Origin of the sequence: Streptomyces sp. NPDC055966 (assembly GCF_042269865.1) — a bacterium.
Lineage (GTDB): Bacteria > Actinomycetota > Actinomycetes > Streptomycetales > Streptomycetaceae > Streptomyces.
Map to the genome: position 1 here is coordinate 267,273 of NZ_JBHJYK010000013.1, position 24,957 is coordinate 292,229.

18 protein-coding genes and 1 pseudogene are annotated in these 24,957 nt (G+C 71.4%); 4 read left to right on the forward strand and 15 right to left on the reverse strand.

What is annotated here, in order from left to right; translation table 11 throughout:
- Window positions 1–26: 26 nt before the first annotated feature.
- Genes ACFC8N_RS27310 through tkt form a run of 7 tightly spaced genes read right to left on the reverse strand, consistent with a single transcriptional unit; the run spans window position 27 to window position 8,995 of the window.
- Window positions 27–620: a histidine phosphatase family protein gene (locus tag ACFC8N_RS27310; protein ID WP_356025517.1), complete on the reverse strand. Its 594-nt coding sequence runs from the start codon at window positions 618–620 to the stop codon at window positions 27–29.
- Between the two features lie 6 nt (window positions 621–626).
- The gene (gnd, locus tag ACFC8N_RS27315; protein ID WP_356025515.1) at window positions 627–1,505 is read right to left on the reverse strand and encodes a phosphogluconate dehydrogenase (NAD(+)-dependent, decarboxylating); all 879 of its coding nucleotides are present in this window, start codon (window positions 1,503–1,505) and stop codon (window positions 627–629) included.
- A 2-nt stretch (window positions 1,506–1,507) separates the two neighbouring features.
- Complete coding sequence (pgi, locus tag ACFC8N_RS27320) at window positions 1,508–3,175, reverse strand: glucose-6-phosphate isomerase (RefSeq protein ID WP_376290630.1); 1,668 nt, start codon at window positions 3,173–3,175, stop codon at window positions 1,508–1,510.
- Between the two features lies 1 nt (window position 3,176).
- Entirely contained in the window at window positions 3,177–4,103 is a 927-nt protein-coding gene (gene opcA / locus ACFC8N_RS27325; protein WP_356025510.1) for a glucose-6-phosphate dehydrogenase assembly protein OpcA, read from the reverse strand.
- Window positions 4,100–5,737 carry a glucose-6-phosphate dehydrogenase gene (gene zwf / locus ACFC8N_RS27330; protein ID WP_362819726.1) on the reverse strand — a complete coding sequence of 546 codons (1,638 nt, stop codon included), beginning with the start codon at window positions 5,735–5,737 and terminating at the stop codon, window positions 4,100–4,102. The genes opcA and zwf overlap by 4 nt, the downstream gene beginning before the upstream one ends.
- Window positions 5,734–6,879, reverse strand: coding sequence for a transaldolase (tal, locus tag ACFC8N_RS27335; protein ID WP_356025506.1), 1,146 nt, complete (start codon window positions 6,877–6,879; stop codon window positions 5,734–5,736). The genes zwf and tal overlap by 4 nt, the downstream gene beginning before the upstream one ends.
- A gap of 40 nt (window positions 6,880–6,919) precedes the next feature.
- Complete coding sequence (gene tkt / locus ACFC8N_RS27340) at window positions 6,920–8,995, reverse strand: transketolase (protein WP_356025504.1); 2,076 nt, start codon at window positions 8,993–8,995, stop codon at window positions 6,920–6,922.
- A gap of 156 nt (window positions 8,996–9,151) precedes the next feature.
- Here tkt and ACFC8N_RS27345 point away from each other — a divergent pair, with 156 nt between their 5' ends.
- Entirely contained in the window at window positions 9,152–10,075 is a 924-nt protein-coding gene (locus tag ACFC8N_RS27345; RefSeq protein WP_376290634.1) for a helix-turn-helix domain-containing protein, read from the forward strand.
- Window positions 10,076–10,146: 71 nt separating this feature from the next.
- Here ACFC8N_RS27345 and ACFC8N_RS27350 read toward each other — a convergent pair whose 3' ends face one another.
- From ACFC8N_RS27350 to ACFC8N_RS27385, 8 genes and pseudogenes are all read right to left on the reverse strand, one after another.
- Complete coding sequence (locus ACFC8N_RS27350) at window positions 10,147–11,556, reverse strand: glycoside hydrolase family 16 protein (RefSeq protein ID WP_356025499.1); 1,410 nt, start codon at window positions 11,554–11,556, stop codon at window positions 10,147–10,149.
- 216 nt (window positions 11,557–11,772) lie between these two features.
- Complete coding sequence (locus ACFC8N_RS27355; protein ID WP_356025496.1) at window positions 11,773–12,519, reverse strand: IclR family transcriptional regulator; 747 nt, start codon at window positions 12,517–12,519, stop codon at window positions 11,773–11,775.
- Between the two features lie 183 nt (window positions 12,520–12,702).
- Window positions 12,703–14,529 (reverse strand): LamG-like jellyroll fold domain-containing protein, encoded by a 1,827-nt coding sequence (locus ACFC8N_RS27360; protein WP_376290637.1) that lies wholly within the window; start codon window positions 14,527–14,529, stop codon window positions 12,703–12,705.
- 169 nt (window positions 14,530–14,698) lie between these two features.
- Window positions 14,699–15,172, reverse strand: a pseudogene (locus ACFC8N_RS27365) (DUF4981 domain-containing protein); the annotation flags it as partial.
- Between the two features lie 41 nt (window positions 15,173–15,213).
- Window positions 15,214–16,101: a carbohydrate ABC transporter permease gene (locus ACFC8N_RS27370; RefSeq protein ID WP_362823544.1), complete on the reverse strand. Its 888-nt coding sequence runs from the start codon at window positions 16,099–16,101 to the stop codon at window positions 15,214–15,216.
- Between the two features lie 14 nt (window positions 16,102–16,115).
- Window positions 16,116–17,075: a carbohydrate ABC transporter permease gene (locus ACFC8N_RS27375; protein ID WP_376290639.1), complete on the reverse strand. Its 960-nt coding sequence runs from the start codon at window positions 17,073–17,075 to the stop codon at window positions 16,116–16,118.
- Window positions 17,075–18,361, reverse strand: coding sequence for an ABC transporter substrate-binding protein (locus tag ACFC8N_RS27380; protein ID WP_376290642.1), 1,287 nt, complete (start codon window positions 18,359–18,361; stop codon window positions 17,075–17,077). Before ACFC8N_RS27380 ends, ACFC8N_RS27375 begins: the two co-directional genes overlap by 1 nt.
- A gap of 43 nt (window positions 18,362–18,404) precedes the next feature.
- The gene (locus tag ACFC8N_RS27385; RefSeq protein WP_376290686.1) at window positions 18,405–19,520 is read right to left on the reverse strand and encodes a carbohydrate kinase family protein; all 1,116 of its coding nucleotides are present in this window, start codon (window positions 19,518–19,520) and stop codon (window positions 18,405–18,407) included.
- Between the two features lie 157 nt (window positions 19,521–19,677).
- On the opposite strand from ACFC8N_RS27385, the gene ACFC8N_RS27390 reads away from it, so the two are divergent.
- Genes ACFC8N_RS27390 through ACFC8N_RS27400 form a run of 3 tightly spaced genes read left to right on the forward strand, consistent with a single transcriptional unit; the run spans window position 19,678 to window position 24,887 of the window.
- Window positions 19,678–20,451, forward strand: coding sequence for a DeoR/GlpR family DNA-binding transcription regulator (locus ACFC8N_RS27390; protein ID WP_376290644.1), 774 nt, complete (start codon window positions 19,678–19,680; stop codon window positions 20,449–20,451).
- Window positions 20,448–21,785 carry a 6-phospho-beta-glucosidase gene (locus ACFC8N_RS27395; RefSeq protein WP_362823541.1) on the forward strand — a complete coding sequence of 446 codons (1,338 nt, stop codon included), beginning with the start codon at window positions 20,448–20,450 and terminating at the stop codon, window positions 21,783–21,785. Before ACFC8N_RS27390 ends, ACFC8N_RS27395 begins: the two co-directional genes overlap by 4 nt.
- A gap of 57 nt (window positions 21,786–21,842) precedes the next feature.
- Window positions 21,843–24,887: an alpha-mannosidase gene (locus ACFC8N_RS27400; protein ID WP_376290646.1), complete on the forward strand. Its 3,045-nt coding sequence runs from the start codon at window positions 21,843–21,845 to the stop codon at window positions 24,885–24,887.
- The last annotated feature ends 70 nt before the right edge of the window (window positions 24,888–24,957 follow it).

Consider the following 24,957-nt stretch of genomic DNA (forward strand, 5'->3'; position numbering starts at 1 on the left):
GCCGACGGGCGTACGGCGGGCGGCGCTCACGCCCTCCTGTTCCACTCGGCGATCACGGGCCGGCCGTGCTCGGTGGAGAGCCGGCTGACCGTGCCGGTGGCCAGCTGGAACAGCCGGCCCTCGGCGGGCGCGAGGCCCAGCCGGCGGGCGGTGAGCACCCGCAGGAAGTGGGCGTGGGCGACGAGGACCACGTCCCCGGCGCCCTCGGCGAGCGCCGTGTCGACCCGGGCCAGCACCCGGTCGGCGCGGGCGCCGATCTGCGCCGGCGACTCGCCCGGGTGGCCCTCGGGGCCCGGCGGCACACCGTCGGTCCACAGGTCCCAGTCGGGGCGGGTGCCGTGGATGTCGACCGTGGTGATGCCCTCGTAGCCGCCGTAGTCCCACTCGTGCAGGTCGGGGTCGGCCACGAGTCCGCTCAGGCCCGCCAGTTCGGCGGTGCGTATCGCGCGGCCCAGCGGGCTGGCCAGCGCGAGGGCGTACGTCCGCCCGGTGAGGAGCGGGGCGAGGGACTTGGCCTGTTCCTCGCCGTGCTCGGTCAGGGGCAGGTCGGTCCAGCTGGTGTGCTGTCCCGACAGGCTCCACTCCGTCTCACCGTGGCGGACCAGCAGGAGGTCGCCCACGGTGGTTCAGTCCTTCTTCTCGACCGCGTGGCCGCCGAACTGGTTGCGCAGCGCGGCGATCATCTTCATCTGCGGGGAGTCGTCCTGGCGCGAGGCGAACCGGGCGAAGAGCGACGCCGTGATCGCGGGCAGCGGTACGGCGTTGTCGATGGCCGCCTCGACCGTCCAGCGGCCCTCGCCGGAGTCCTCCGCGTAGCCGCGCAGCTTCTGCAGGTGCTCGTCCTCGTCCAGGGCGTTGACCGCGAGGTCGAGGAGCCAGGAGCGGATGACGGTGCCCTCCTGCCAGGAGCGGAACACCTCGCGCACGTTCTCCACGGAGTGGACCTTCTCCAGCAGCTCCCAGCCCTCGGCGTACGCCTGCATCATGGCGTACTCGATGCCGTTGTGGACCATCTTGGAGAAGTGCCCGGCGCCGACCCGGCCCGCGTGGACGTAGCCGTAGGGGCCCTCCGGCTTGAGCGCCTCGAAGATCGGGTGCAGCCGTTCGACGTGCTCCTTGTCGCCGCCGACCATGAGCGCGTAGCCGTTCTGCAGGCCCCACACGCCGCCGGAGACACCGGCGTCGACGAAGCCGATGCCCTTGATGGCGAGGGCGGCGGCGTGCTTCTCGTCGTCGGTCCAGCGGGAGTTGCCGCCGTCGATGACCGTGTCGCCGGGCTCCAGCAGGTCGCCGAGTTCGTCGACGACGGTCTGGGTGGCGGTGCCGGCCGGGACCATCACCCAGATGTGGCGGGGCGCGTCGAGCTTCTCGACCAGCTCTTCGAGGGACTTGACGTCCGAGACGTCGGGGTTGCGGTCGTAGCCGATGACGGTGTGGCCGGCGCGGCGGATCCGCTCGCGCATGTTGCCGCCCATCTTGCCGAGACCGATGAGACCGAGCTGCATGATCAGTTCTCCGTTGCGTTCTTGAGAGTGCGGTAGGCGGCGACGAGGGCCCGGGAGGAGGGGTCGAGACCGGGGACGTCCGCGCCCTCGGTCAGGGCGGGTTCGACCCGCTTGGCGAGGACCTTGCCCAGCTCCACGCCCCACTGGTCGAAGGAGTCGATGTTCCAGATCGCGCCCTGGACGAACACCTTGTGCTCGTAGAGGGCGATGAGCTGGCCGAGCACGGACGGGCTCGGCTCGCCGGCCAGGATCGTGGTGGTGGGGTGGTCGCCGCGGAAGGTGCGGTGCGCCACCTGCTCCTCGGCGACGCCCTCCGCGCGGACCTCCTCGGCGCTCTTGCCGAAGGCGAGTGCCTGGGTCTGGGCGAAGAAGTTGGCCATCAACAGGTCGTGCTGCGCCTTGAGTTCACCGCTCAGCTCGCCGGCCGGGCGGGCGAAGCCGATGAAGTCCGTCGGGATCAGCTTCGTGCCCTGGTGGATCAACTGGTAGTAGGCGTGCTGCCCGTTGGTGCCCGGGGTGCCCCACACGACCGGACCGGTCTGCCACTCGACGGGCCTGCCGTCGCGCTGCACCGACTTGCCGTTGGACTCCATGTCCAGCTGCTGGAGGTAGGCGGTGAACTTCGACAGGTAGTGGCTGTACGGCAGCACCGCGTGCGACTGGGCGTCGAAGAAGTCGCCGTACCAGATGCCCAGCAGGCCCAGCAGCAGCGGGGCGTTGGCCTCGGCGGGGGCCGTGCGGAAGTGCTCGTCGACCAGGTGGAAGCCGTCGAGCATCTCGCGGAAGCGGTCCGGGCCGATCGCGATCATCAAGGAAAGGCCGATCGCCGAGTCGTACGAGTAGCGGCCGCCGACCCAGTCCCAGAACTCGAACATGTTGTCCGGGTCGATGCCGAACTCGGTGACCTTCCCGGCGTTCGTGGACAGGGCCACGAAGTGCCGGGCGACCGCCTTGTCGTCGCCGTCGAAGGCCCTCAGCAGCCACGAGCGCGCCGAGGTGGCGTTGGTGATCGTCTCGATCGTGGTGAACGTCTTGGACGCGACGATGAACAGGGTCTCCGCCGGGTCCAGGTCGCGGGTGGCCTCGTGGAGGTCGGCGCCGTCCACGTTGGACACGAAGCGGAACGTCAACTCCCGTGCGGTGTACGGGCGCAGGGCCTCGTACGCCATCGCGGGCCCGAGGTCGGAGCCGCCGATGCCGATGTTGACGACGTTCCTGATCCGCTTGCCGGTGTGGCCGGTCCACTCGCCGGAGCGGACGCGGTCGGCGAAGCGCGCCATCTTGTCGAGGACGGCGTGCACCTTCGGCACCACGTTCTCGCCGTCGACCTCGATCACCGCGTCGCGCGGGGCGCGCAGCGCGGTGTGCAGCACGGCCCGGTCCTCGGTGACGTTGATCTTCTCACCGCGGAACATGGCGTCGCGCAGGCCGGACACGCCGGTGGCGGTGGCGAGTTCCGTCAGGAGGGCCAGGGTCTCGTCGGTGATCAGGTGCTTGCTGTAGTCGATGTACAGGTCCCCGACCCGTACGACGTACCGCTCGGCGCGGCCGGGGTCCTGCGCGAACAGCTCGCGCAGGTGCGGCCGGCCCTGGGCGCGGTGGTCGGCGAGCGCCGTCCACTCGGGCCGGTGGGTGAGCTGGGGAAACCCGGAAGGCTGGGTCGCTGCCATGTCAGGCGTTCTCCTCGGCGGCCTCGCCCTTCAGGGCGATGGCGTACATCTCGTCGGCGTCGAGGCGGCGCAGCTCCTCGGCGATGAGTTCGGAGGTGGAGCGGACCTTGAGCGCGAGGGTGCGCGGCGGCTGGCCCGGCAGGGTCAGCGTCGCGAGCGGGCCCTCGGGCCGGTCGATGACGATCTCGCCGTTCGCGGTGCCGAGGCGTACGGCGGTGACGACCGGGCCGGCGGTGACCACGCGGTCCACGCGCACCTTCAGCCGGGCCTCCAGCCAGCGCGAGAGCAGTTCGGCGCTGGGGTTGTCCGCCTCGGCCTCGACGGCCGCCGACGTGATCTTGGTGCGGGCCTGGTCCAGGGCGGCGGCCAGCATCGAGCGCCACAGGGTCAGCCGGGTCCAGGCGAGGTCGGTGTCGCCGGGCGCGTAGTTACGGGCCCGGGTCTCCAGGACCTCCATCGGCTTGAGCGCCGCGTACAGGTCGGTGATCCGGCGCTGGGCGAGCGCGCCGAGCGGGTCCCTGGACGGGGTGTCGGGGGCCTCCACCGGCCACCACACCACCACCGGGGCGTCCGGCAGCAGCAGCGGCAGGACGACCGAGTCGGCGTGGTCGGACACCTCGCCGTAGGTGCGCAGCACGACCGTCTCGCCGGCGCCGGCCTCGGAGCCGACCCGGACCTCGGCGTCGAGCCGGGAGTGGGTGCGGTCGCGCAGGGTGCGGGCGTGCCGCTTGATGACGACCAGGGTCCGCGAGGGGTGCTCGTGCGAGGCTTCCTCGGCGGCCTTGATCGAGTCGTAGGCGTTCTCCTCGTCCGTGACGATGACCATCGTCAGGACCATGCCCACGGCCGGGGTGCCGATGGCGCGGCGGCCCTGCACCAACGCCTTGTTGATCTTGCTTGCCGTGGTGTCGGTCAGGTCGATCTTCATGGCCTGCGCCAGCTCCGTCCGTCTCGTGCGAGCATCTCGTCGGCTTCCGTCGGTCCCCAGCTGCCCGACGCGTACTGCGCCGGACGGCCGTGCGCCGCCCAGTACTCCTCGATCGGGTCGAGGATCTTCCAGGACTCTTCCACTTCCTGGTGACGGGGGAACAAATTCGCGTCGCCGAGCAGCACGTCCAGGATGAGCCGCTCGTACGCCTCCGGGCTCGACTCGGTGAACGACTCGCCGTAGGCGAAGTCCATCGACACGTCCCGGATCTCCATCGAGGTGCCCGGCACCTTGGAGCCGAAGCGGACGGTCATGCCCTCGTCGGGCTGGACGCGGATGACGATCGCGTTCTGGCCCAGCTCCTCCGTCGCGGTGGAGTCGAAGGGGGAGTGCGGGGCCCGCTTGAAGACCACCGCGATCTCGGTGACCCGGCGGCCCAGGCGCTTGCCGGTGCGCAGGTAGAACGGCACGCCCGCCCACCGGCGGTTGTCGATGCCCAGCTTGATGGCCGCGAAGGTGTCGGTCTTGGACTTCGGGTCGATGCCCTCCTCCTGGAGGTAGCCCACGACCTTCTCGCCGCCCTGCCAGCCCTCGGCGTACTGCCCGCGCACGGTGTGCTCGCCGAGCTCCGCCGGCAGCCGCACCGACTTCAGCACCTTCAGCTTCTCGGTGAGCAGCGCCTCCGCGTCGAACGCGATGGGCTCCTCCATGGCGGTGAGCGCCATCAGCTGGAGCAGGTGGTTCTGGATGACGTCACGGGCGGCGCCGATGCCGTCGTAGTAGCCGGCCCGGCCGCCGATGCCGATGTCCTCGGCCATGGTGATCTGCACGTGGTCGACGTACGACCGGTTCCAGATCGGCTCGTACATCTGGTTGGCGAAGCGCAGCGCCAGGATGTTCTGGACGGTCTCCTTGCCCAGGTAGTGGTCGATGCGGAACACCTGGTCCGGCTCGAACACGTCGTGCACGATCGCGTTCAGCTCACGGGCGCTGTCGAGGTCGTGGCCGAACGGCTTCTCGATGACCGCGCGCCGCCAGGAACCCTCGGACGGGGAGGCCAGGCCGTGCTTCTTCAGCTGCTGCACGACCTTCGGGAAGAACTTCGGCGGCACCGAGAGGTAGAAGGCGAAGTTGCCGCCGGTGCCGCGGGAGGCGTCCAGCTCCTCGACGGCGTCCTTGAGCTGCTTGAACGCGGTGTCGTCGTCGAAGTCGCCGGGGATGAACCGCATGCCCTCGGCGAGCTGCTGCCACACCTCCTCGCGGAACGGGGTGCGGGAGTGCTCACGCACGGAGTCGTGCACGACCTGCGCGAAGTCCTGGTCCTCCCACTCCCGGCGGGCGAAGCCCACCAGCGAGAAGCCCGGCGGCAGCAGACCGCGGTTGGCCAGGTCGTACACGGCCGGCATCAGCTTCTTGCGGGACAGGTCACCGGTCACCCCGAAGATGACCAGACCGGACGGACCGGCGATCCGGGGCAGGCGCCGGTCACGGGTGTCCCGCAGCGGGTTCTCCCAGTCGGCGGCCGGACCCGCAGGCACGGTCACCCCCGCCGGCGACTTCGCCTTCGCGGGTGCCTGCGCCTTCGCGGGTGCCGGAGCGGCAGGTGCCGCGGCGGCGGGCGCGTTCTCGGTCATCGGGCGTCAACTCCCTTGCTCTCCAGGGACTTCGCTACGGCGTCCAGCAGGTCCTGCCAGGCCGCCTCGAACTTGGCGACGCCCTCGTCCTCCAGCTGCTGGACGATCTCGTCGTAGGAGATGCCGAGCTTCTCGACCGCGTCGAGGTCTGCACGGGCCGCGCCGTACCCGCCGGTCACCGTGTCGCCGGTGATCTCGCCGTGGTCGGCGACCGCGTTCAGCGTGGCCTCCGGCATCGTGTTGACGGTGCCCGGCGCGACCAGCTCGTCCACGTACAGGGTGTCCTTGTACGCGGGGTCCTTCACACCGGTGGACGCCCACAGCGGACGCTGCTTGTTCGCCTTCTCCGCGGCGAGCGCCAGCCAGCGCTCGGAGCCGAAGACCTCCTCGTAGGCCTCGTAGGCGAGCCGGGCGTTGGCGAGGGCCGCGCGGCCCTTCAGGGCGAGCGCCTCGTCGGTGCCGAGGGCGGTCAGCCGCTTGTCGATCTCGGAGTCCACGCGGGAGACGAAGAAGGACGCCACCGAGTGGATCGTGGCGAGGTCGATGCCGCGCTCGCGGGCCTTCTCCAGACCGGCCAGGTAGGCGGCCATGACCTCGCGGTAGCGCTCCAGCGAGAAGATCAAGGTCACGTTCACGCTGATGCCGAGCCCGACGACCTCGGTGATCGCCGGCAGGCCCGCCTTCGTCGCCGGGATCTTGATCATCACGTTGGGGCGGTCCACCAGCCAGGCGAGCTGCTTGGCCTCGGCGATCGTGGCCTCGGTCGCATGGGCCAGGCGCGGGTCGACCTCGATGGAGACGCGGCCGTCGCGCCCCTCGGAGGCGGTGTATACAGAATGCAGAATATCGGATGCGGCCCGCACGTCGGCGGTCGTCATCATCCGCACCGCCTCGTCCACCGTCACCCCGCGCACGGCGAGATCGGTGAGCTGCTCCTCGTAGCCCGCGCCGGAACCGATGGCGGCCTGGAAGATCGACGGGTTGGTGGTGACGCCGACGACGTTCCTGTTCTCGATCAGCTCCGCCAGGTTGCCCGAGGCGATACGCCCCCGCGACAGGTCGTCCAGCCAGACGGAGACCCCCTCGTCGGCGAGGCGCTTGAGGGCTCCGGCGGTGGCGATTGCTTCGGTCACGTCAGTCATCTTTCTTGGTTTCCGGTTGAGTTGTCTTGTCGCGTCGGGGTCAGGCGCGCGCGGCGGCGAGCGACGCGCGGGCCTGGGCGGCGACGTTCTCGGGGGTGAAGCCGAACTCGGCGAAGAGGGTCTTCGCGTCGGCCGAGGCGCCGAAGTGCTCCAGGGAGACGATCCGGCCGGCGTCGCCGACGTAGCGGTACCAGGTCAGTGCGATCCCGGCCTCCACGGCGACCCGGGCCTTCACGGCCGGCGGGAGGACGGAGTCCTTGTACGCCTGCTCCTGCTCCTCGAACCACTCCACGGACGGCATCGACACCACGCGCGTGCCGATCCCCTCCGCCTCCAGCGCCTCCCGCGCGGACACGGCCAGCTGCACCTCGGAACCCGTCGCGATGACGATCACCTCCGGGACCTCGGTCGACGACTCGCGCAGCACATAGCCGCCCTTGGCCGCGTCCTCGTTCGGCGCGTACACCGGCACGCCCTGGCGGGTGAGCGCGAGCCCGTGCGGGGCGGGGCTGGTGGCGTGCCTCTTCAGGATCTCGGCCCAGGCGATCGCGGTCTCGTTGGCGTCCGCCGGGCGGACGACGTTCAGGCCCGGGATGGCCCGCAGCGAGGCCAGGTGCTCGACCGGCTGGTGCGTCGGGCCGTCCTCGCCGAGGCCGATGGAGTCGTGCGTCCAGACGTACGTCACCGGGAGCTGCATCAGCGCCGACATCCGCACGGCGTTGCGCATGTAGTCGGAGAACACCAGGAAGGTGCCGCCGTAGACGCGGGTGTTGCCGTGCAGGGCGATGCCGTTCATCTCCGCGGCCATGGAGAACTCGCGGATGCCGAAGTGGACGGTACGGCCGTACGGGTCGGCCCCGGGCAGCGGGTTGCCCCGCGGCAGGAAGGAGCTGGTCTTGTCGATCGTGGTGTTGTTGGACCCGGCGAGGTCGGCGGAGCCGCCCCACAGCTCGGGGATCACCGGGCCGAGCGCCTGGAGGACCTTGCCCGAGGCGGCCCGGGTGGCGACCGACTTGCCCTGCTCGAACACCGGCAGCGCGTCCTGCCAGCCCGCGGGCAGCTCGCCCTTGCCGATCCGCTCGAACAGCGCGGCCCGCTCCGGCTGGGCGCCGGCCCACTCGGCGATCCGCTTGTCCCAGGCGGCGTGCGCCTCCGCGCCCCGGTCCAGGGCCCGGCGGGCGTGCCTGAGGACCTCGTCCTCGACCTGGAAGGTCTGCTCGGGGTCGAAGCCGAGGAGCCGCTTGGTCGCCGCGATCTCGTCCGCGCCGAGCGCGGAGCCGTGGGAGGCCTCCGTGTTCCGGGCGTTCGGGGCGGGCCAGGCGATGATCGTGCGCATCGCGATGATCGACGGCCGCGCGGTCTCGGCCTGCGCGGCCCGCAGCGCCCGGTACAGGGCCTCGGGGTCGACGTCGCCCTCGGCGGTCGGCTCGATGCGCTGGGTGTGCCAGCCGTAGGCCTCGTACCGCTTCAGGACGTCCTCGGAGAAGGCGGTGGCGGTGTCGCCCTCGATGGAGATGTGGTTGTCGTCGTAGACGAAGACCAGGTTGCCGAGCTTCTGGTGGCCGGCGAGCGAGGAGGCCTCGGCGGAGACGCCCTCCTCCAGGTCGCCGTCGGAGACGATCGCCCAGACGGTGTGGTCGAAGGGGGAGGCGCCCTCGGGGGCCTCGGGGTCGAACAGGCCGCGCTCGTAGCGGGCGGCCATGGCCATGCCGACGGCGTTGGCGACGCCCTGGCCGAGCGGCCCGGTGGTGGTCTCGACGCCGGCGGTGTGGCCGTACTCCGGGTGGCCGGGGGTCTTGGAGCCCTGGGTGCGGAAGGCCTTCAGGTCGTCCAGCTCCAGCTCGTACCCGGCGAGGAACAGCTGCGTGTAGAGGGTCAGCGAGGTGTGACCGGGGGAGAGGACGAAGCGGTCCCGACCGGCCCACTCCGGGTCGGCAGGGTCATGTCGCATCACCTTCTGAAAGATCGTGTACGCGGCAGGCGCCAGGCTCATCGCCGTGCCCGGGTGCCCGTTGCCGACCTTCTGTACCGCGTCGGCCGCCAGCAGACGGGCCGTGTCGACGGCGCGCCGGTCGAGGTCGGTCCACTCGAAGCTGTCGGAAGTCTGCGTGGTCATCTTCAAGAAGTCCTCGTTCAGTGCGGAATGGCTGGCCGGACGCGTTCAAACTTAAAAGTCTGACTTTTTAGAAGGAAGGTCGGGGTGTGTCAGTCTGTGGTGAATCTGGGACAGCGATCAACAGTGATCACGGAGCAGGGACGGCGCGAACAGGACATGGCTGACAGAACGCCACAAGCTGACGGCGGTGCCACGGACGGCGGCGGTGCCGGCGACGGCGGCGGGATCAGGACCTTCCCCTTCCCGACCGAGCTGGCCGTCGGCCGGGTCGGCATGCAGGTCGGCCCCATGGGCACCGGCCGCACCTGGCACGCCGACGCCCCGCTGGAGCGCGTCCACCGCATCGACTTCCACGTCGTCATGCTCTTCACCGAGGGTCCCGTACGGCACATGATCGACTTCGCCGAGTACGAGGCCTCGGCGGGCGACCTGCTGTGGATCCGCCCGGGGCAGGTCCACCGCTTCTCCCGCGAGAGCGCGTACCACGGAACCGTCCTCACCATGCAGCCCGGCTTCCTGCCCCGCGCCACCGTCGAGGCCACCGGCCTGTACCGCTACGACCTCCCGCCCCTGCTCCACCCCGACGCCGCCCGGCTCACCGCACTGCAGGCCGCCCTCGACCAGCTCCGCCGCGAGTACGAGGACACCGCCACCCTCCCGCTCAGCCTGCACACCGCCGTCCTCAGACACACCCTCACCGCGTTCCTGCTGCGCCTCGCCCACCTCGCGGCCAGTTCCGCCGAGGCCTCCCGGCAACAGACGGACAGCACCTTCACCCGGTTCCGGGACGCCGTCGAGCAGGGCTTCGCCGCCAACCACAGCGTCAGCGCCTACGCCGACGCCCTCGGGTACTCCCGCCGCACCCTCGTGCGCGCCGTGCGCGCCGCCACCGGCGAGACCCCGAAGGGCTTCATCGACAAACGCGTGATCCTGGAGGCCAAACGCCTTCTCGCGCACACCGACCTGCCGATCGGCCGGGTCGGCGCGGCCGTCGGCTTCCCCGACGCGGCGAACTTCTCCAAGTTCTTCCAGCTGCACACCGGCCGGACGCCGGTGGGATTCCGGGCCGAGCTGCGCTGAGCGGCGCGCTCGGACGGGAAGAGGGTGGCTCCACGCGCGCGTGGAGCCACCCTCTTGCCCTCCGGGCGGCGTCAGTGCCCGAAGTCGAACCAGTTCACGTTCACGAAGTCCGCCGGCTGGCCGCTGGAGAACGTCAGATAGACGTCGTGGGTGCCGGTCACCGGGCTGATGTTGGCCGGGACCGTCCGCCAGGACTGCCAGCCGCCGGTGCCGGCCACCGAGAAGCTGCCGACCGGGGGACTGGTGGGGCTGTCCAGCCGTACCTGGACCAGACCGCTCACCCCGGACGCGGCCCCGCTCGCCACCCGGGCGTAGAACTGCGTGGCCGCCGTGGAGCCGAAGTTCACGCCCTTGTACGACGCCCAGTCGCCGTTCGCGAGGTAGCCGATGTCCTGCCCGCCGCCGGTGTCCGTGGTCGTCTCGGTGCCGACGCCGGACTGGCCGTCGTAGGACTCGGCCTGGATCGGGCTGTAGGCGTCGCGGTTGCCCGGCGGGGGAGTGGTGCCGCCGCTGCCGCCGGACTGGAGCACCTGGACGTAGTCCACGACCATCGGGTGCCCCGGGTCGGTGGCGCCGGTCGGGCCGCCGCCGAACGCCGCCGGGAAACCGCCGCCCATCGCCACGTTCAGGATGACGAAGAAGCCGTGGTTCGTGGCGTTGGCCCAGGTCGTCGCGTCCACCTGGTTCGCCGTGACCGTCTGGTAGCCGACGCCGTCGACGTAGAAGCGGATCGCCTCCGGACTCACCGAGCGGTCCCACTCCATCGTGTAGGTGTGGAAGCCGGACTGGCAGGTGGTGTTCGGGCAGGCCGTGGAGTTGCCGAGGCCGGTGGTCTCGTTGCACGGGCCGCCGGGGCTGGTGCCGCAGTGCATCGTGGCCCAGGTCTTGTTCAGGCCGTTGACGTTCTCCATGATGTCCAGCTCGCCGACGCCCGGCCAGTTCTGGTAGTTGCCGCGGAACGGCGCGCCCAGCATCCAGAAGGCGGGCCAGTAGCCGGCGGCCGCGTCCCCGGTCACGTTCGGCATCTGGATCCGGGCCTCCACGCGCAGCTTGCCGCCGGCCGGGGGCTGGAAGTCGGTCCGGGTGGTCTCGATGCGGCCGGAGGTCCAGTTGCCGGAGGCGTCGCGGCGCGGGGTGATGAGCAGGTCGCCGTTGCCGTCCAGCGCCACGTTGTTCGTGCTCGACGTCATCGACTCGACCTCGCCGGTGCCCCAGTTCGCGGCGCCGCCCGGGTACGAAGTCCCGGTGTCGTACTGCCAGTCGGAGGTGTTCACGCCGGAGCCGGCCGCGCCGTTGAAGTCGTCCAGGAAGACCTGGGACCAGCCCGAGGGGGGCGCGGGCGCGGAGGCGTTCGCGGGTGCGGTGGCGGCCGTGGCGAGGGCCGCGGACAGGCCGAGCGTCGCGACGACGGCGACGAGCGCGCGGCGCAGGGGGCGGGGCCGTGGCGGGCGGGGTCTGGGTATGCCGGAGGGTGCGTTCACGGGGGCCTCTCGGGTGTGGGGGTACGGAGTGGGGGAGGTACGGGGTAGGGGAAGTGCGGGGTGCGGGAGGTGCGAGAGCGCTCCCATGGCCGGTCGGCTGAGAGCGCTCTCAGGGTGCCGCCAATGTGCTCCCCGCCCCCGCGACCGTCAAGCCTTGAAACAAGGAAAGTCCTTGATTCGCGGGGGAGTTCACGGTGTGAAGCCACCCGTACCCGCTCAGACCGGCCGCCAGCCCAGGGCCCGGGAGATCCCCCGGCCCGCCAGCCGGACCGCCGGAGCGAGCGCCGGCACCTGGGCGCCGTCCCGGGGCACCACCACCGACACCGCCGCGACCACCTCCCCGCCCGGACCGCGGACGGCCGCCGCCACGGACAGCGCGTCCTGCGTGACCTGACGCTCGCTGACCGCCACACCCGAGCGGCGCACTTCGGCGAGCGTGCGCCGCAGACCTGCCGGGTCGGTGAGCGTGTACGGCGTGAAGGAGGCGAGCGGCCCCGCGCAGTACTCCTCCTGGACGGCCGGGTCGGCGTGCGCGAGCAGGACGAGGCCGACGCCGGTGGCGTGCAGCGGCCAGTGCGCGCCGATGCGGATGTGCACGCCCACCGCCGAACGGCCCTGCAGCCACTCGACGTAGACGACCTCCGTGCCGTCCCGCACCGCCAGCTGCACGTTCTCGTGCGTCGCCTCGTACAGGTCCTCCAGATACGGCAGCGCCAGCTGGCGCAGGGCGAGACCGCGCGGGGCGAGCGCGGCCACCTCCCACAGGCGCAGCCCCACGTGGTAGACCCCGGACGCGTCGCGCTCCAGCGCGCCCCACGCGGTCAGGGCCCCCGCCAGCCGGTGCGCGGTGGTGAGGCTGAGCCCCGCCCGGCGGCTGATGTCCGTCAGCGACAGGGCGGGATGCTCGTGGTCGAACGCGGCGAGCACGGCCAGCAGCCGGTCGGGAGCGGACCGTTCGCCCACCGCACCCACCTCGCCCTGTTGTCGCTCGCCCCCGCCGGGACCGTCATCGCCGACAGTACGCGCGGGAGCCCGCCGTGACAGCGGGTGCGGTTGAGGACGCCGTGGTCCGGCGGGCTCCGGTCGGCTCCGCGGGCCGTGGGTCGCTGCTGCTCGGTGCCGGTGGCCCTCGGCGGGGGGGCGGGGTCAGTGGGTCATGAAGGCGGTGACGGGCAGCGCCCGGGAGACGATCCGTACGTCGCCGAGGCGGCCGTGCAGGATCTGGTCGATCTTCCCGGCGTACTCGTAGCCGCCGAGCAGCCACGGCAGTCCGACGGAGGCGATCCCGACGGCCGGGGCCTTGGGATTGCGGACGACCGGGCAGCCCTCCACGTAGAGGGTGGTGCGGGTGCCGTCGTTGACGACCGCGAGGTGCCACCAGGTCTCCAGCGCCGTCTCCTGCCCCCAGTTGGTGGCGATGCCCTCCTGGTTGAGCGGCCGCATCGCCCACTGCGGCTCACGGTCGTCCGACAGCGAGAGGGTGGCCAGCGGCTCGTCGGGATCGTCGCCGGTCTTGCCGGCGGCGCCGCCCGTGCCGGTGCGGCCGACGATGCCCGACCAGGCGTGGTGTGCGGGGTCCCAGTCGGCCGGGAGGCGGTAGAACGCCTCGATGGTGTAACCGTTCTCGAAAGTGGCCGAGTTGAGCGGCGCACCGTCCACCGTGCGCAGATACGCGCCCTTCAGCGGGGACTTGTACCCCTGGAACTCCAGGCTGCCGTGGCCCGGTTGGTCGGGGTGGTGGTCGGCCGACCAGCCGAGCGTGCCGCCGCCCACCGTGACCACGGTGAGGTCGTTGCCCCGGCCGGACAGGTCACGGACGGTGCCGGAGACGGCCGACTCGAAGCGCCAGTAGGCGGCCGTGCCCGGGATCAGCATCTTCGACGCGGGCCGCGCGGGGCGGGCCGGCACCGGGTCGAAGCCCGCGAAGCGGGCCGCGAAGTCGATGTCCACCGAGAAGCGGTCCGCGTCGCCGCTCAGCTCCAGCTCCTGCCGCTCCAGCGCGTTCAGGCCCTCGGCGGCCCGGCCGAGGATCCACGGGGAAACGGTTTCGACGTCGATGACGTTCCGGTCCAGGTCGAAGCGGTACAGACGGATCATCGCCGCACCGCCGAAGTAGCGGTTCTGGTAGTTCGTGAGGTGCAGGTGCACCTCGTTGCCCGCCGCGTTCGTGCGCACCGCCCGCCCGGCCGGCCAGTAGTGGCCGTTCAGGGTGAGGAAGATCTGGTCGTGGTCCGCGATGAGCTGGTCCCACAGCTGCTGCCCGTGGTCCGACAACCGGCCGTCCTCGACGACGAGTTCGTGCGTGGTGAGGACGACGGGGGTCTTCGGGTGCCGGGCGAGGACGTCCTTCGCCCACGCGTATCCCTTGGCCGACAGCCGCCAGTCCAGTGCCAGCACCAGCCACTCGCGACCGGCCGCCCGGAAGAGGTGGTAGGTGTTGTAGCCGTCCGAAGAGGCGCCGCCGAACGTCGACTTGTCGCGGAGGCGCTGCGGGCCGAACGTGTCCAGGTACGGGGTCGGGCCGCGCTGGTCGTCCGTCGAGGACTTCACGTCGTGGTTGCCGGCCAGCACGCTGTAGCCGACGCCCCTGCGGTCGAGGATCCCGAACGCCCTGCCGATCGCGGAGAATTCGGCCTCGGCGCCGTTCTGGGTGAGGTCGCCGAGGTGGGACAGGAAGACGATGTTCTCGTCCTTCCCGTGCTGCAACAGGTAGCGCAGCGACGCCTCGACGGGCGCCGCGTCGATGCTCGGCCCGTCGAACAGGTACTGGGTGTCGGGCATCACCGCGAGCGTGAAGCGACGGCTCTCCGGGTCGGGCCGCGGGCCGCCCTTCTCCGCCGCCTCGGCGACGGCCGGCACCGCGACCCCGGCCGTGGCGGCGGCGCCCAGCAGCGCGGTGGCCCTGAGGAAACTGCGTCGTCCGGCACCGGCCTGCGCGGCCTCGTCCCGGACGGGGTCATGCGACGTACACACGTGTGCTCCGTAAAAGGTCGCTGAAGGTCACTGAGAAGGGCGGGGAGGGTCGGGGTCACAGGGCGCGCAGGGGGCGGTTGCGGCGGCGGTTCACGGCCGGTGCCGGACGGGACGGTCGTACGGCACCCGCGGCCCCGGTGCGCCCGGCGAACGCGGCGCGTTCGGGACGCCCGGTGGCGGTGACGGTGGGGGCGGTGGTCGTGGCCGGCAGCAGGACCCGGGGCGCGCACAGCTCCGTACCGCGCGGCGTCCCCGGCTCGTCCGTCGCCGTCACCACCCGCAGGGTCAGCCAGGTCGCGCCGCCGTCCCGCGGCAGCCCGAACGGCAGCGGTACCGCCGCCGTCTCGCCCGGCCGCAGATCGGGCAGTTCGGCCGGGGCGGCCAGGATCCTGCCGTCGGCCCGCAGCAGCTCCCAGGTCGCCGCCAGCCGGCCGAGACCGGGGACGTGGTGGTCGTTGGCGAGGACGATTCCCTCGTGCCGGTGGCACCGGATGCGGACCGCGGCCTCGCGCTGCCGATGCTCGTACGGCCCGGTGTCCATGCGCCCGGCCGGTCTTCCGTCGCTCACGCGCTGCACCATTCCGTGGCCCCGGGACCGGGGGATGAAGCCGCCCTGAAGAGCCGGGGTGGACTCGGTAACCGCTTACGGAAAGGGATCCCTCACCGGCTCCCGACCGGGTTCGGTCACCGGATGGCCCCCTTGGCGAGGTCGCCGATGATCTGCCGGGCGCCGATCGCGAACACGATCAGCAGCGGGACCAGGGCGAGCAGGGCGCCGGTCATCACCATGCCGTAGTCGGTGGTGCCGTGGGTGCCGTTCAGCTGGGAGAGGGCGACCTGGAGGGTGACGTTGTCGGGGTTGGTCAGGGCGATCAGGGGCCAGGCGTAGTCGTTCCACTGGCTCATGAAGGTGAAGATGCCGAGGAAGGCCAGCCCGGGCCGGACCACGGGCAGGGCCACGTGCCAGTACTGGCGCAGGAAGTGCGCGCCGTCGATGCGGGAGGCGTCCAGCAGCTCGTCGGGGATCGCGCCCCGCATGTACTGGCGCATCCAGAAGATGCCGAAGGCGTTGGCCGACGCCGGCACGATCAGCGAGGTCATCGAGCCGATCCAGCCGAGCTTCGCCATGATCACGAACTGCGGGATGGCGGCCAGCTGCGCCGGCACCATGAAGATCACCATGAGCAGCGCGAACAGCGGCCGCCGGCCGGGGAAGGCGAACTTGGCGAAGACGAACGCGGCCAGCGAGTCGAAGAACAGCACCAGCACCGTCACCGAGCCCGCCACCAGCAGCGAGTTCAGCATGGAGCCGAAGAAGTCGACGGCCGCGAACAGATGACGGACGTTCTCCGGGAAGTGCGAGCCCGGCAGGAGCTTCGGCGGGAAGGAGAAGATCTCGCTCGACGTGTGCGTCGACATGATCACGGCCCAGTAGAACGGGAAGGCCGACAGCAGCAGACCGAGAACGAGGACGGCGTGCAGCGCGATGCCTCTGCCGCGGGAACCCCTGATGCTCCCGGAGCCGCTGAGGGGCCGGGTCCGGGGCCGTCGTGTGCCGTGGGTGGTTGCCATGGTGACCGGCCTGCCTATTCTTCGCCCCGGCGCTGCACCAGGCGCCAGTTGACGATCGAGAAGAGGGCGACGACGAGGAAGATGCCCCAGGCCACGGCGGCGCCGTAGCCGAAGTCGTTGTTGTCGAAGGTCTGTTGGAAGAAGTAGAGGACCATCGTGCGGCCCGCGTGCCCGGGGCCGCCGGAGAAGGTCGACTCGTTGGCGGTGTTCTGGAGGAGCACCTGGGGTTCGGAGAAGCTCTGCAGTCCGGTCACGGTCGAGACGACCAGCACGAACAGCAGCACCGGCCGCAGCAGCGGGAGCGTCACGCGGAAGAAGGTCGTCACGGGTCCGGCGCCGTCGATCCGCGCCGCCTCGTACAGCTCGCCCGGGACGGTCTGCAGCCCGGCGAGGAAGATGATCGCGTTGTAACCGGTCCATTGCCAGGTCATCAGCGTGGCGATGGCGACCTTGATGCCCCAGGGCGTGTTCAGCCAGGCCACCTGGTCCAGCCCGACCGCCTGCAACAGGGCGTTGACCAGGCCGAAGTTGGTGGAGAACACCGAGCCGAAGATGATCGCGACGGCGACGACGGAGGTGACGTTCGGCAGGAAGTACGCGAACCGGTACACGTTCTTGAAGCGCACCGCCGAGTTGAGCATCACGGCCGTCACCATCGCCAGGAAGACCATGGGAAAGGTGGCCAGCGCCCAGATGACGACGGTGTTCCCGATCGACGACCAGAAATCGGTGTCCGACAGCAGGTACGCGTACTGCGACAGGCCCGCCCACTCCATCCGGCCGAGGCCGTCCCAGCGGTGGAAGGACAGATAGAGGGAGAAGCCGACGGGGACCAGGCCGAAGCCGAGGAACAGCAGATAGAAGGGGGAGATGGCGGCGTAGAGGTACCAGTACGCGCGCCGGCCCCGCCTGCTGCGGACGGCGGGCGGATCCGCGAGCACGGGTGAGGGCTCGTCGTCCAGGGCCGTGGCCATCAGTGACTCACCCCCAGGTGCTCGGCGATGCGCCGGCAGGTGCGCATGGCGTCCCTCCAGGCCTGCTCGGGGTCCTTGCCGAGGACGCCGACGTTCTTGATCTCGTCCTTGACCGGCTGTGACAGGGCGGTGTCGTACGGGCTGTCGTAGGCGACCGGGATCTTCTGCGCCGCGGGCCCGAAGACGTCCATGGTGATCTGGCCGCCGAAGAACGGATCGGGCTCGCGCAGCGTCGTCATGCCGTACGACGCCGGGGTGGACGGGAACAGGCCCGCGTCCACGAAGCCCTGCGCCTGGTTGGCGGCGTCCAGCACCCAGGTGATGATCCGGAACGCCTCCTCCGGTTCCCGGCAGGCCTTGGTGACGGAGAGGAACGAGCCGCCGATGTTCGACGGCCCGCCCGGACAGGCCGCCACCCGCCAGCGGCCCGTGGTCCTCGGCACCCCGGTCTTGATGTCGTTGGTGGCCCAGGAGGCGTTGAGCTGGCTGGGCAGCTTGCCGTCCTGGACGGCCGAGAGCTGGTCCGGGGTGCCGCTGACCAGGTCGGAGACGATCCGCCGGCGCTTGGCCTCGACGGCCCGGTCCCACGCGGTACGCACGTGCTCCTGGTCGCCGATGAAGTGCCGGTCCCGGTCGACGTACCGCTTCGTGCCCTGGTTGACCGACATCTCGAAGACACTGGTGATGTCGGTCAGCAGACACGTCCCCGGTATGCGTTTTCGCAGCTGTTCCCCGGCGGCGAAGAACCTCTCCCAGCTGCCCAGCTCCCGTGACACGTCGGCTGGTTCGTACGGCAGGCCCGCCCGGCGGAACACCTCGTACTGGTAGTAGTGCGCGACCGGGCCGCAGTCGATCGGGAACCCGACCATCCGGCCGTCGTCCGCGCGGCCCTGCTCCCACTTCCAGGCCAGATACCGGTTGCGGAGCTTTTCCGCGCCGAGGGTGCGCAGATCCACGAACTGGTCGGCATCGGGCAGATACGACGCCATGTCCTCGCCCTTGAGGCCCGCGATGTCGGGGATGTGGGCCCGGCCCGCCATCGTGGTGATCAGCTTCGAGCGGTAGTAACCGCCTATCTTGACCGCCCGTAGCGCCACGGAACCGTCGAATCGTTTCCTGGCGTGTTTCAGGACGGTGTCGCCGAGGCCGCCGTCCCAGTACCACAGGACCATGTTCCGGCCGGTCGAGCCGGTCGGCACGGCACAGCCCGACGCCAGGCCGCCGAGCGCCGTGGCGGCCGTCGTGCCAAGGCCCGCCCGCAGCAGGCCTCTTCGGGAGAGCCGCACAGCTCCCACCGCCTTTCGGATGTCGTCGACGCGAGAGGGGGGATCAGCTCCGCCGCGGGGCGGGCGGGCTGTCGTCGGGGTGCGGGAGGGGCGAGGCCGCCGGTGCGGGGCGCTGCGGCGAGGCCGCGCGTGCGGGGCGCGCCGGCGGGGTGACCGGGGCCGGGCGGGGCGGCGGGCCCGGGTCGGCGGGCAGGCGGTCGGCGAGGAAGCCGTAGGCGCGCCGCAGTTCGGGGTCGTGCTGCGTCCGCCACCAGCGGTCGACGCCGTACCAGCCGGGCGCCGCGAGCGCGCCGCCGTGCCGCGCGACCGACAGACCGGCGGCGAGGACGGCGAACCGCAGCCGCTCGGCCAGCGGCCAGCCGCCGAGCGAGGCGGCCACGAAGCTCGCGCCGAAGACGTCTCCGGCGCCGGTCGCGTCCACGACATCGATGTCGAGGGCCGGGACCCGCGCGTACTCGCCGGTCGTCTGGTCGACGGCGATCGCGCCCCGGCCGCCGCACGTCACCACGGCGACCGGCACCAGCTCCGCGAGCACCCCGAGCGCGGCGACGGCGGTGTCGGTGCGGGTGTAGGCCGTCGCCTCCGCCTCGTTGGGCAGGAAGGCGTGGCACAGCGCGAGCTGGTCGAGCACGTCCCGGGACCACCGGCGGGTCGGGTCCCAGCCGACGTCGGCGAAGACGCGGGTGCCGTTCGCGGCGGCCTTGCCGAGCCAGGCGGGCGCCTCGGCCTCCAGATGGACCAGCGCGGTGCGCGCGGTGGGCGGGTCGCGCAGCAACTCGTCCTGGGAGTACGGCGGTTCCTCGCCGTGCGTGACCAGGGCGCGGTCGGTGCCGGGTGCCCCGGGCAGGGCGAGGGAGACGGTGACCGGCGTCGGCCGGCCGGGTGCCGTGCGGGACGGCCCGAGGTCGACGCCCTCCTGTCCGGCGAGCACCTCCTGGCACCATGCGCCGTAGAAGTCGTCGCCGAACACCGTGGCCAGCGAGGTGCGCAGACCGAACCGGGCGGCGGCGACGGCGAGGTTGGCGATGCCGCCGGGGCCGCAGCCCATGCCGGAGGTCCAGATCTCCTCGCCGGGCACCGGCGGCCCCGGCAGCCCGGTGAGGACGATGTCGTAGAAGAGCAGCCCGGCCAGCAGCACGTCGGGCCGCTCGTCGTCCACGGACACGAAGACGTCCTCTCGTCGGCGTCGGATCGTCGGAACTCTTCAGGTCGCTTCACTTCGGTGCACGGAATCGTGCGCTCCCCGGCCGAGTTGGTCAATAGTCGAGCAGAACTGAGCATGGAGCTGAGCGGATATGACGAGTATTGTTCATGGCGTGCTGGCAGAACGACGACATCAACGCATCCTGAGCGCCCTGCGCTCCGGCGGCCCGGCCTCCGTCACCGAGCTGTCCGAGCAGCTCGGCGTCAGCCCGGCCACCGTCCGCCGCGACCTGGTCAGACTGGAGGAGGACGGCCTGCTCACCCGCGTCCACGGCGGCGCGGTCGTCGAGGAGGGCGACCAGCCCTTCGCCGAGGTCGCCGAGGTGCGGGTCGCCGAGAAGGACGCCATCGCGGCCCGCGCGGCGGCGATGATCACCGACGGCCAGTCGGTCCTGCTGGACATCGGCACCACCGCCTACCGGCTCGCCCGGCAGTTGCACGGCCGCCGCCTGACCGTCATCACCAGCAACCTCGTGGTCTACGAGGAGCTGGCCGACGACGAGGACATCGCGCTGGTGCTGCTCGGCGGCATGGTCCGCCGCGAGTACCGCTCCCTGGTCGGCTTCCTCACCGAGGACAACCTCCGCCAGCTGCACGCCGACTGGCTCTTCCTCGGCACCAGCGGGATCCGGCCCGGCGGGCAGGTGATGGACACGACCGTGGTCGAGGTGCCGGTCAAGCGAGCCATGATCGCGGCGAGTGACAAGGTCGTGCTGCTCGCGGACGCCGCCAAGTTCCCGGGCACGGGCATGGCCAGGGTGTGCGGCCCCGAGGACCTGGACGCCGTGGTGACGGACGCGTCCGTGGACCCGGCCACCCGGTCCGCCTTGCAGGAAGCCGGAGTCGAGGTGGTCGTGGCGGACGACCGGGGAAGGGTGCAGACGTGAAGCTGACGATTCTGGGCGGCGGCGGATTCCGCGTGCCGCTGGTATACGGTGCGCTGCTGGCCGACCACGCCGAAGGGCGGGTCACCGAGGTCGTCCTCCACGACCTGGACGACCGTCGACTGTATGCAGTATCCCGTGTACTGGATGAACAGGCCGCCGGGATCCCCGACGCGCCCCGGGTGAGCGCCACCACCGACCTCGACGAGGCGCTCGCCGGCGCCGACTTCGTCTTCTCCGCCATCCGCGTCGGCGGACTGGAGGGCCGGGCGAACGACGAGCGGGTCGCGCTCGCCGAGGGCGTCCTCGGCCAGGAGACCGTCGGCGCGGGCGGCATCGCCTACGGCCTGCGCACCGTCCCCGTCGCCGTCGACATCGCCCGCCGCGTGGCCCGCCTCGCCCCCGACGCCTGGGTCATCAACTTCACCAACCCGGCCGGCCTGGTCACCGAGGCCATGTCCCGCCACCTCGGCGACCGCGCCATCGGCATCTGCGACTCGCCCGTCGGCCTCGGCCGCCGCATCGCCCGCGCCCTCGGGGCCGACCCGAAGCGGGCCTTCGTCGACTACGTCGGCCTCAACCACCTCGGCTGGGTGCGCGGTCTGCGGGTCGCCGGCCGCGACGAACTCCCGCGCCTGCTCGCCGACCCCGCGCTGCTCGGCTCCTTCGAGGAGGGCAGGCTTTTCGGCACCGACTGGCTCCAGTCGCTCGGCGCGATCCCCAACGAGTACCTGCACTACTACTACTTCAACCGGGAAGCCGTACACGCCTACCAGCAGGCCGAGCGGACCCGGGGTGCCTTCCTGCGTGACCAGCAGGCCCGCTTCTACGCCGACGCCCTGCGCCCGCACGCCTCCGCGCTCACGGCCTGGGACCGCACCCGGGCCGAGCGCGAGGCCACGTACATGGCCGAGAACCGGGAGAGCGCCGGCGCGGGTGAGCGCGAGGCCGACGACCTGTCCGGCGGTTACGAGAAGGTCGCCCTCGCCCTGATGCGGGCCATCGCCCGCGACGAGCGGACCACGCTGATCCTGAACGTGCGCAACGGCACCACCCTCTCGGCGCTCGACGCCGACGCCGTCATCGAGGTCCCCTGCATGGTCGACGCGAGCGGTGCCCGCCCCGTCTCGGTCACTCCGCTGCCCGGCCATGCCACCGGCCTGGTCTGCTCGGTCAAGGCCGTCGAGCGGGAGGTGCTCGCCGCCGCCGAGTCCGGCTCCCGGCACACCGCCGTGAAGGCCTTCGCGCTGCATCCGCTGGTCGACTCGGTCACCGTCGCCCGCAGACTGGTCGAGGGCTACACCGAGGTCCATCCTGGCCTGGCGTACCTTAAGTGAGCAGAGTTAGTAAGCGCTTTCATCCCCCTTGCTCGCCTCTCCCTCCTGGAGACCGCCATGCACGACGAACGCCGCCGCATCGAGGAACGTGTCGCCCGCCTCCACGACCAGCGCATCAAGCCCGCGATCTACGCGGCCCGCGTCCCCTTCGAGGTCGCGGCCTGGCAGGCGCCCGGGGAACCGGTCCCCTTCGAGGAGGCCGCCGCCGCCCCGTACGCGCCGTTCGCCATGGACACCCCGTGGGGCCCGCCCTGGGGCACGACCTGGTTCCGGATGCGCGGCGAGGTGCCCGCCGACTGGGCCGGCCGGCGGGTCGAGTCCGTCATCGACCTCGGCTTCGTCGGCGACTGGCCCGGCAACCAGGCCGAGGCGCTCGTCCACCTCACCGACGGCACCCCGCTGAAGGCGGTCAACCCGCTCAACCAGTACGTGCCGGTCGCCCGGCCGGCCGCCGGCGGGGAAGTCGTCGAGTATCTGGTGGAGGCCGCCTCCAACCCGGACATCCTCGCGAACGAGTTCACCGCACCCACCCCGCTCGGCGACGTACGGACGGCAGGCGACCGTCCACTGTATACATTCCGCCGCGCCGACCTCGCCGTCCTCGACGAGGAGGTCTGGCACCTCGACCTCGACCTCCAGGTGCTGCGCGAACTGATGCGGGAGCTGGGCGAACACGACCCGCGCCGGCACGAGATCACCCACGCCCTCGACCGGGCCATGGACCTGCTCGACCTGGACGACGTCGCCGGCTCGGCGACCGTGGTGCGCGAAGCCCTGAAGCCGGTGCTCGCCAAGCCCGCCCACGCCAGCGCGCACATCCTGTCCGGCGTCGGCCACGCGCACATCGACTCCGCCTGGCTGTGGCCGATCCGCGAGACCAAGCGCAAGACGTCCCGCACCTTCTCCAACGTCACCGCGCTCGCCGACGAGTACGAGGAGTTCGTCTTCGCCTGCTCCCAGGCCCAGCAGTACGAATGGGTCCGGGACCACTACCCCCACGTGTGGGAGCGGATCAAGAAGTCCGTCGCCAAGGGCCAGTGGGCGCCTGTCGGCGGCATGTGGGTGGAGGCCGACGGCAACCTGCCCGGCGGCGAGGCCCTCGCCCGCCAACTCGTGCACGGCAAGCGGTTCTTCATGGACCACTTCGGCATCGAGACCAAGGGGGTCTGGCTGCCGGACTCCTTCGGTTACACCGCCGCCTACCCGCAGCTGGCCCGCCTCGCCGGCAACGACTGGTTCCTCACCCAGAAGATCTCCTGGAACCAGACCAACACCTTCCCCCACCACACCTTCTGGTGGGAGGGCATCGACGGCACCCGGATCTTCACCCACTTCCCGCCCATCGACACCTACAACGCCCGCTTCAGCGGCGAGGAACTGTCCCGCGCCGTGCGCAACTACGCCGAGAAGGGCGGCGCCACCCGCTCCCTCGCCCCCTTCGGCTGGGGCGACGGCGGCGGCGGCCCCACCCGCGAGATCATGGAACGCGCCCGCCGCCTGAAGGACCTGGAGGGCTCGGCGAAGGTCGAGATCGAGCACCCGGACGCCTTCTTCGCCAAGGCCCGCGCCGAGTATCCGAACGCACCGGTCTGGGTGGGCGAGCTGTACCTGGAGCTGCACCGCGCCACCTACACCACCCAGGCCCGCACCAAGCAGGGCAACCGCCGCAGCGAACACCTGCTGCGCGAGGCCGAGCTGTGGGCCACCACGGCCGCCCTGCACGCGCCGGACTACACCTACCCGTACGAGAAACTGGACCGGCTGTGGAAGACGGTCCTGCTGCACCAGTTCCACGACATCCTGCCCGGCTCCTCCATCGCCTGGGTGCACCGCGAGGCCGAGGCCGAGTACGCCCGGGTGGCACAGGAGCTGACGGCGCTCACCGGCGAGGCCGTCGCCGCCCTGGGCACCGGTGCGCCCCGCGTCTTCAACACGAGCCCCCGCGACCGCGCCGAGGTGGTCCGCACACCGGAGGGCGCACCGGTGTACGTACAGGTGCCCGCGAACGGCTCCGCGCCCCTGGTTCCGTCCGAGCCGCCGCAGCCGGTGACGGTGAGCGGGCGGTGTATGCAGAATGGAATCGTCCGTGTACAGGTGACAGAAGACGGAACACTGTCTTCTGTATACGATCTACGATCCGACCGCGAAGTCCTCGCCGGCCCCGGCAACCTCCTCCGCCTGCACACCGACCTCCCCAACTACTGGGACGCCTGGGACATCGACAAGCACTACCGCAACCGCTACACCGACCTGCTGGAGCCCGACTCGGTCACCGTGGTCGAGCAGACCCCCTTGGTCGGCGCGATCCGTGTGGTCCGCACCTTCGGCAAGGGCTCCCGCATCACCCAGACGATCACCGTCCGTGCCGGCAGCGCCCGGATCGACATCGAGACGGACCTCGACTGGCACGAGACGGAGAAGATCCTCAAGGCGGGCTTCCCCGTCGACGTGCGCGCCGCGCACTCCAGCGCCGAGATCCAGTTCGGCCACGTCCAGCGGCCCACCCACACCAACACCACCTGGGAGGCGGCCCGCTTCGAGGTCCCCGGCCACCGCTGGGTGCACATCGCCGAGCCCGGCTACGGCGTCGCGCTCGTCAACGACTCCACCTACGGCCACGACGTCACCCGCACGGTCCGCGAGGACGGCGGCACGACCACCACCGTCGGCCTCAGCCTGGTGCGCGCCCCGCGCGTCCCCGACCCCGAGGCCGACCAGGGCCGCCACCGCTTCACCTACGCGCTGCTGCCCGGTGCGAGCATCGAGGACGCGGTCGCCGAGGGCTACGCCCTCAACCTCCCGCTGCGCGTGGCCGATTCGGCGGGCGAGCCCGAGCCCGTCGTCTCCGCCGAGGGCGAGGGCGTGACCGTCGAGGCGGTCAAGCTCGCCGACGACGGCTCCGGCGACGTGGTGGTCCGCCTCTACGAGTCCCGGGGCGGCCGCGCGAGCGGCGTCCTGCGCGCCGGGTTCCCGCTGGCCGGGGCCGAGATCACCGACCTGCTGGAACGCCCGCTCACCACGGCCGAGACGGACGGGAACGCCGTACCGGTGCAGCTGCGCCCCTTCGAGGTGCGGACACTGCGGCTGGCCGTGAGCCGCTGAGACACGGATGCCCCCGCACCCCCAAGGGGTGCGGGGGGCCGCGCGATCAACCACGAACAACCCGCACCCG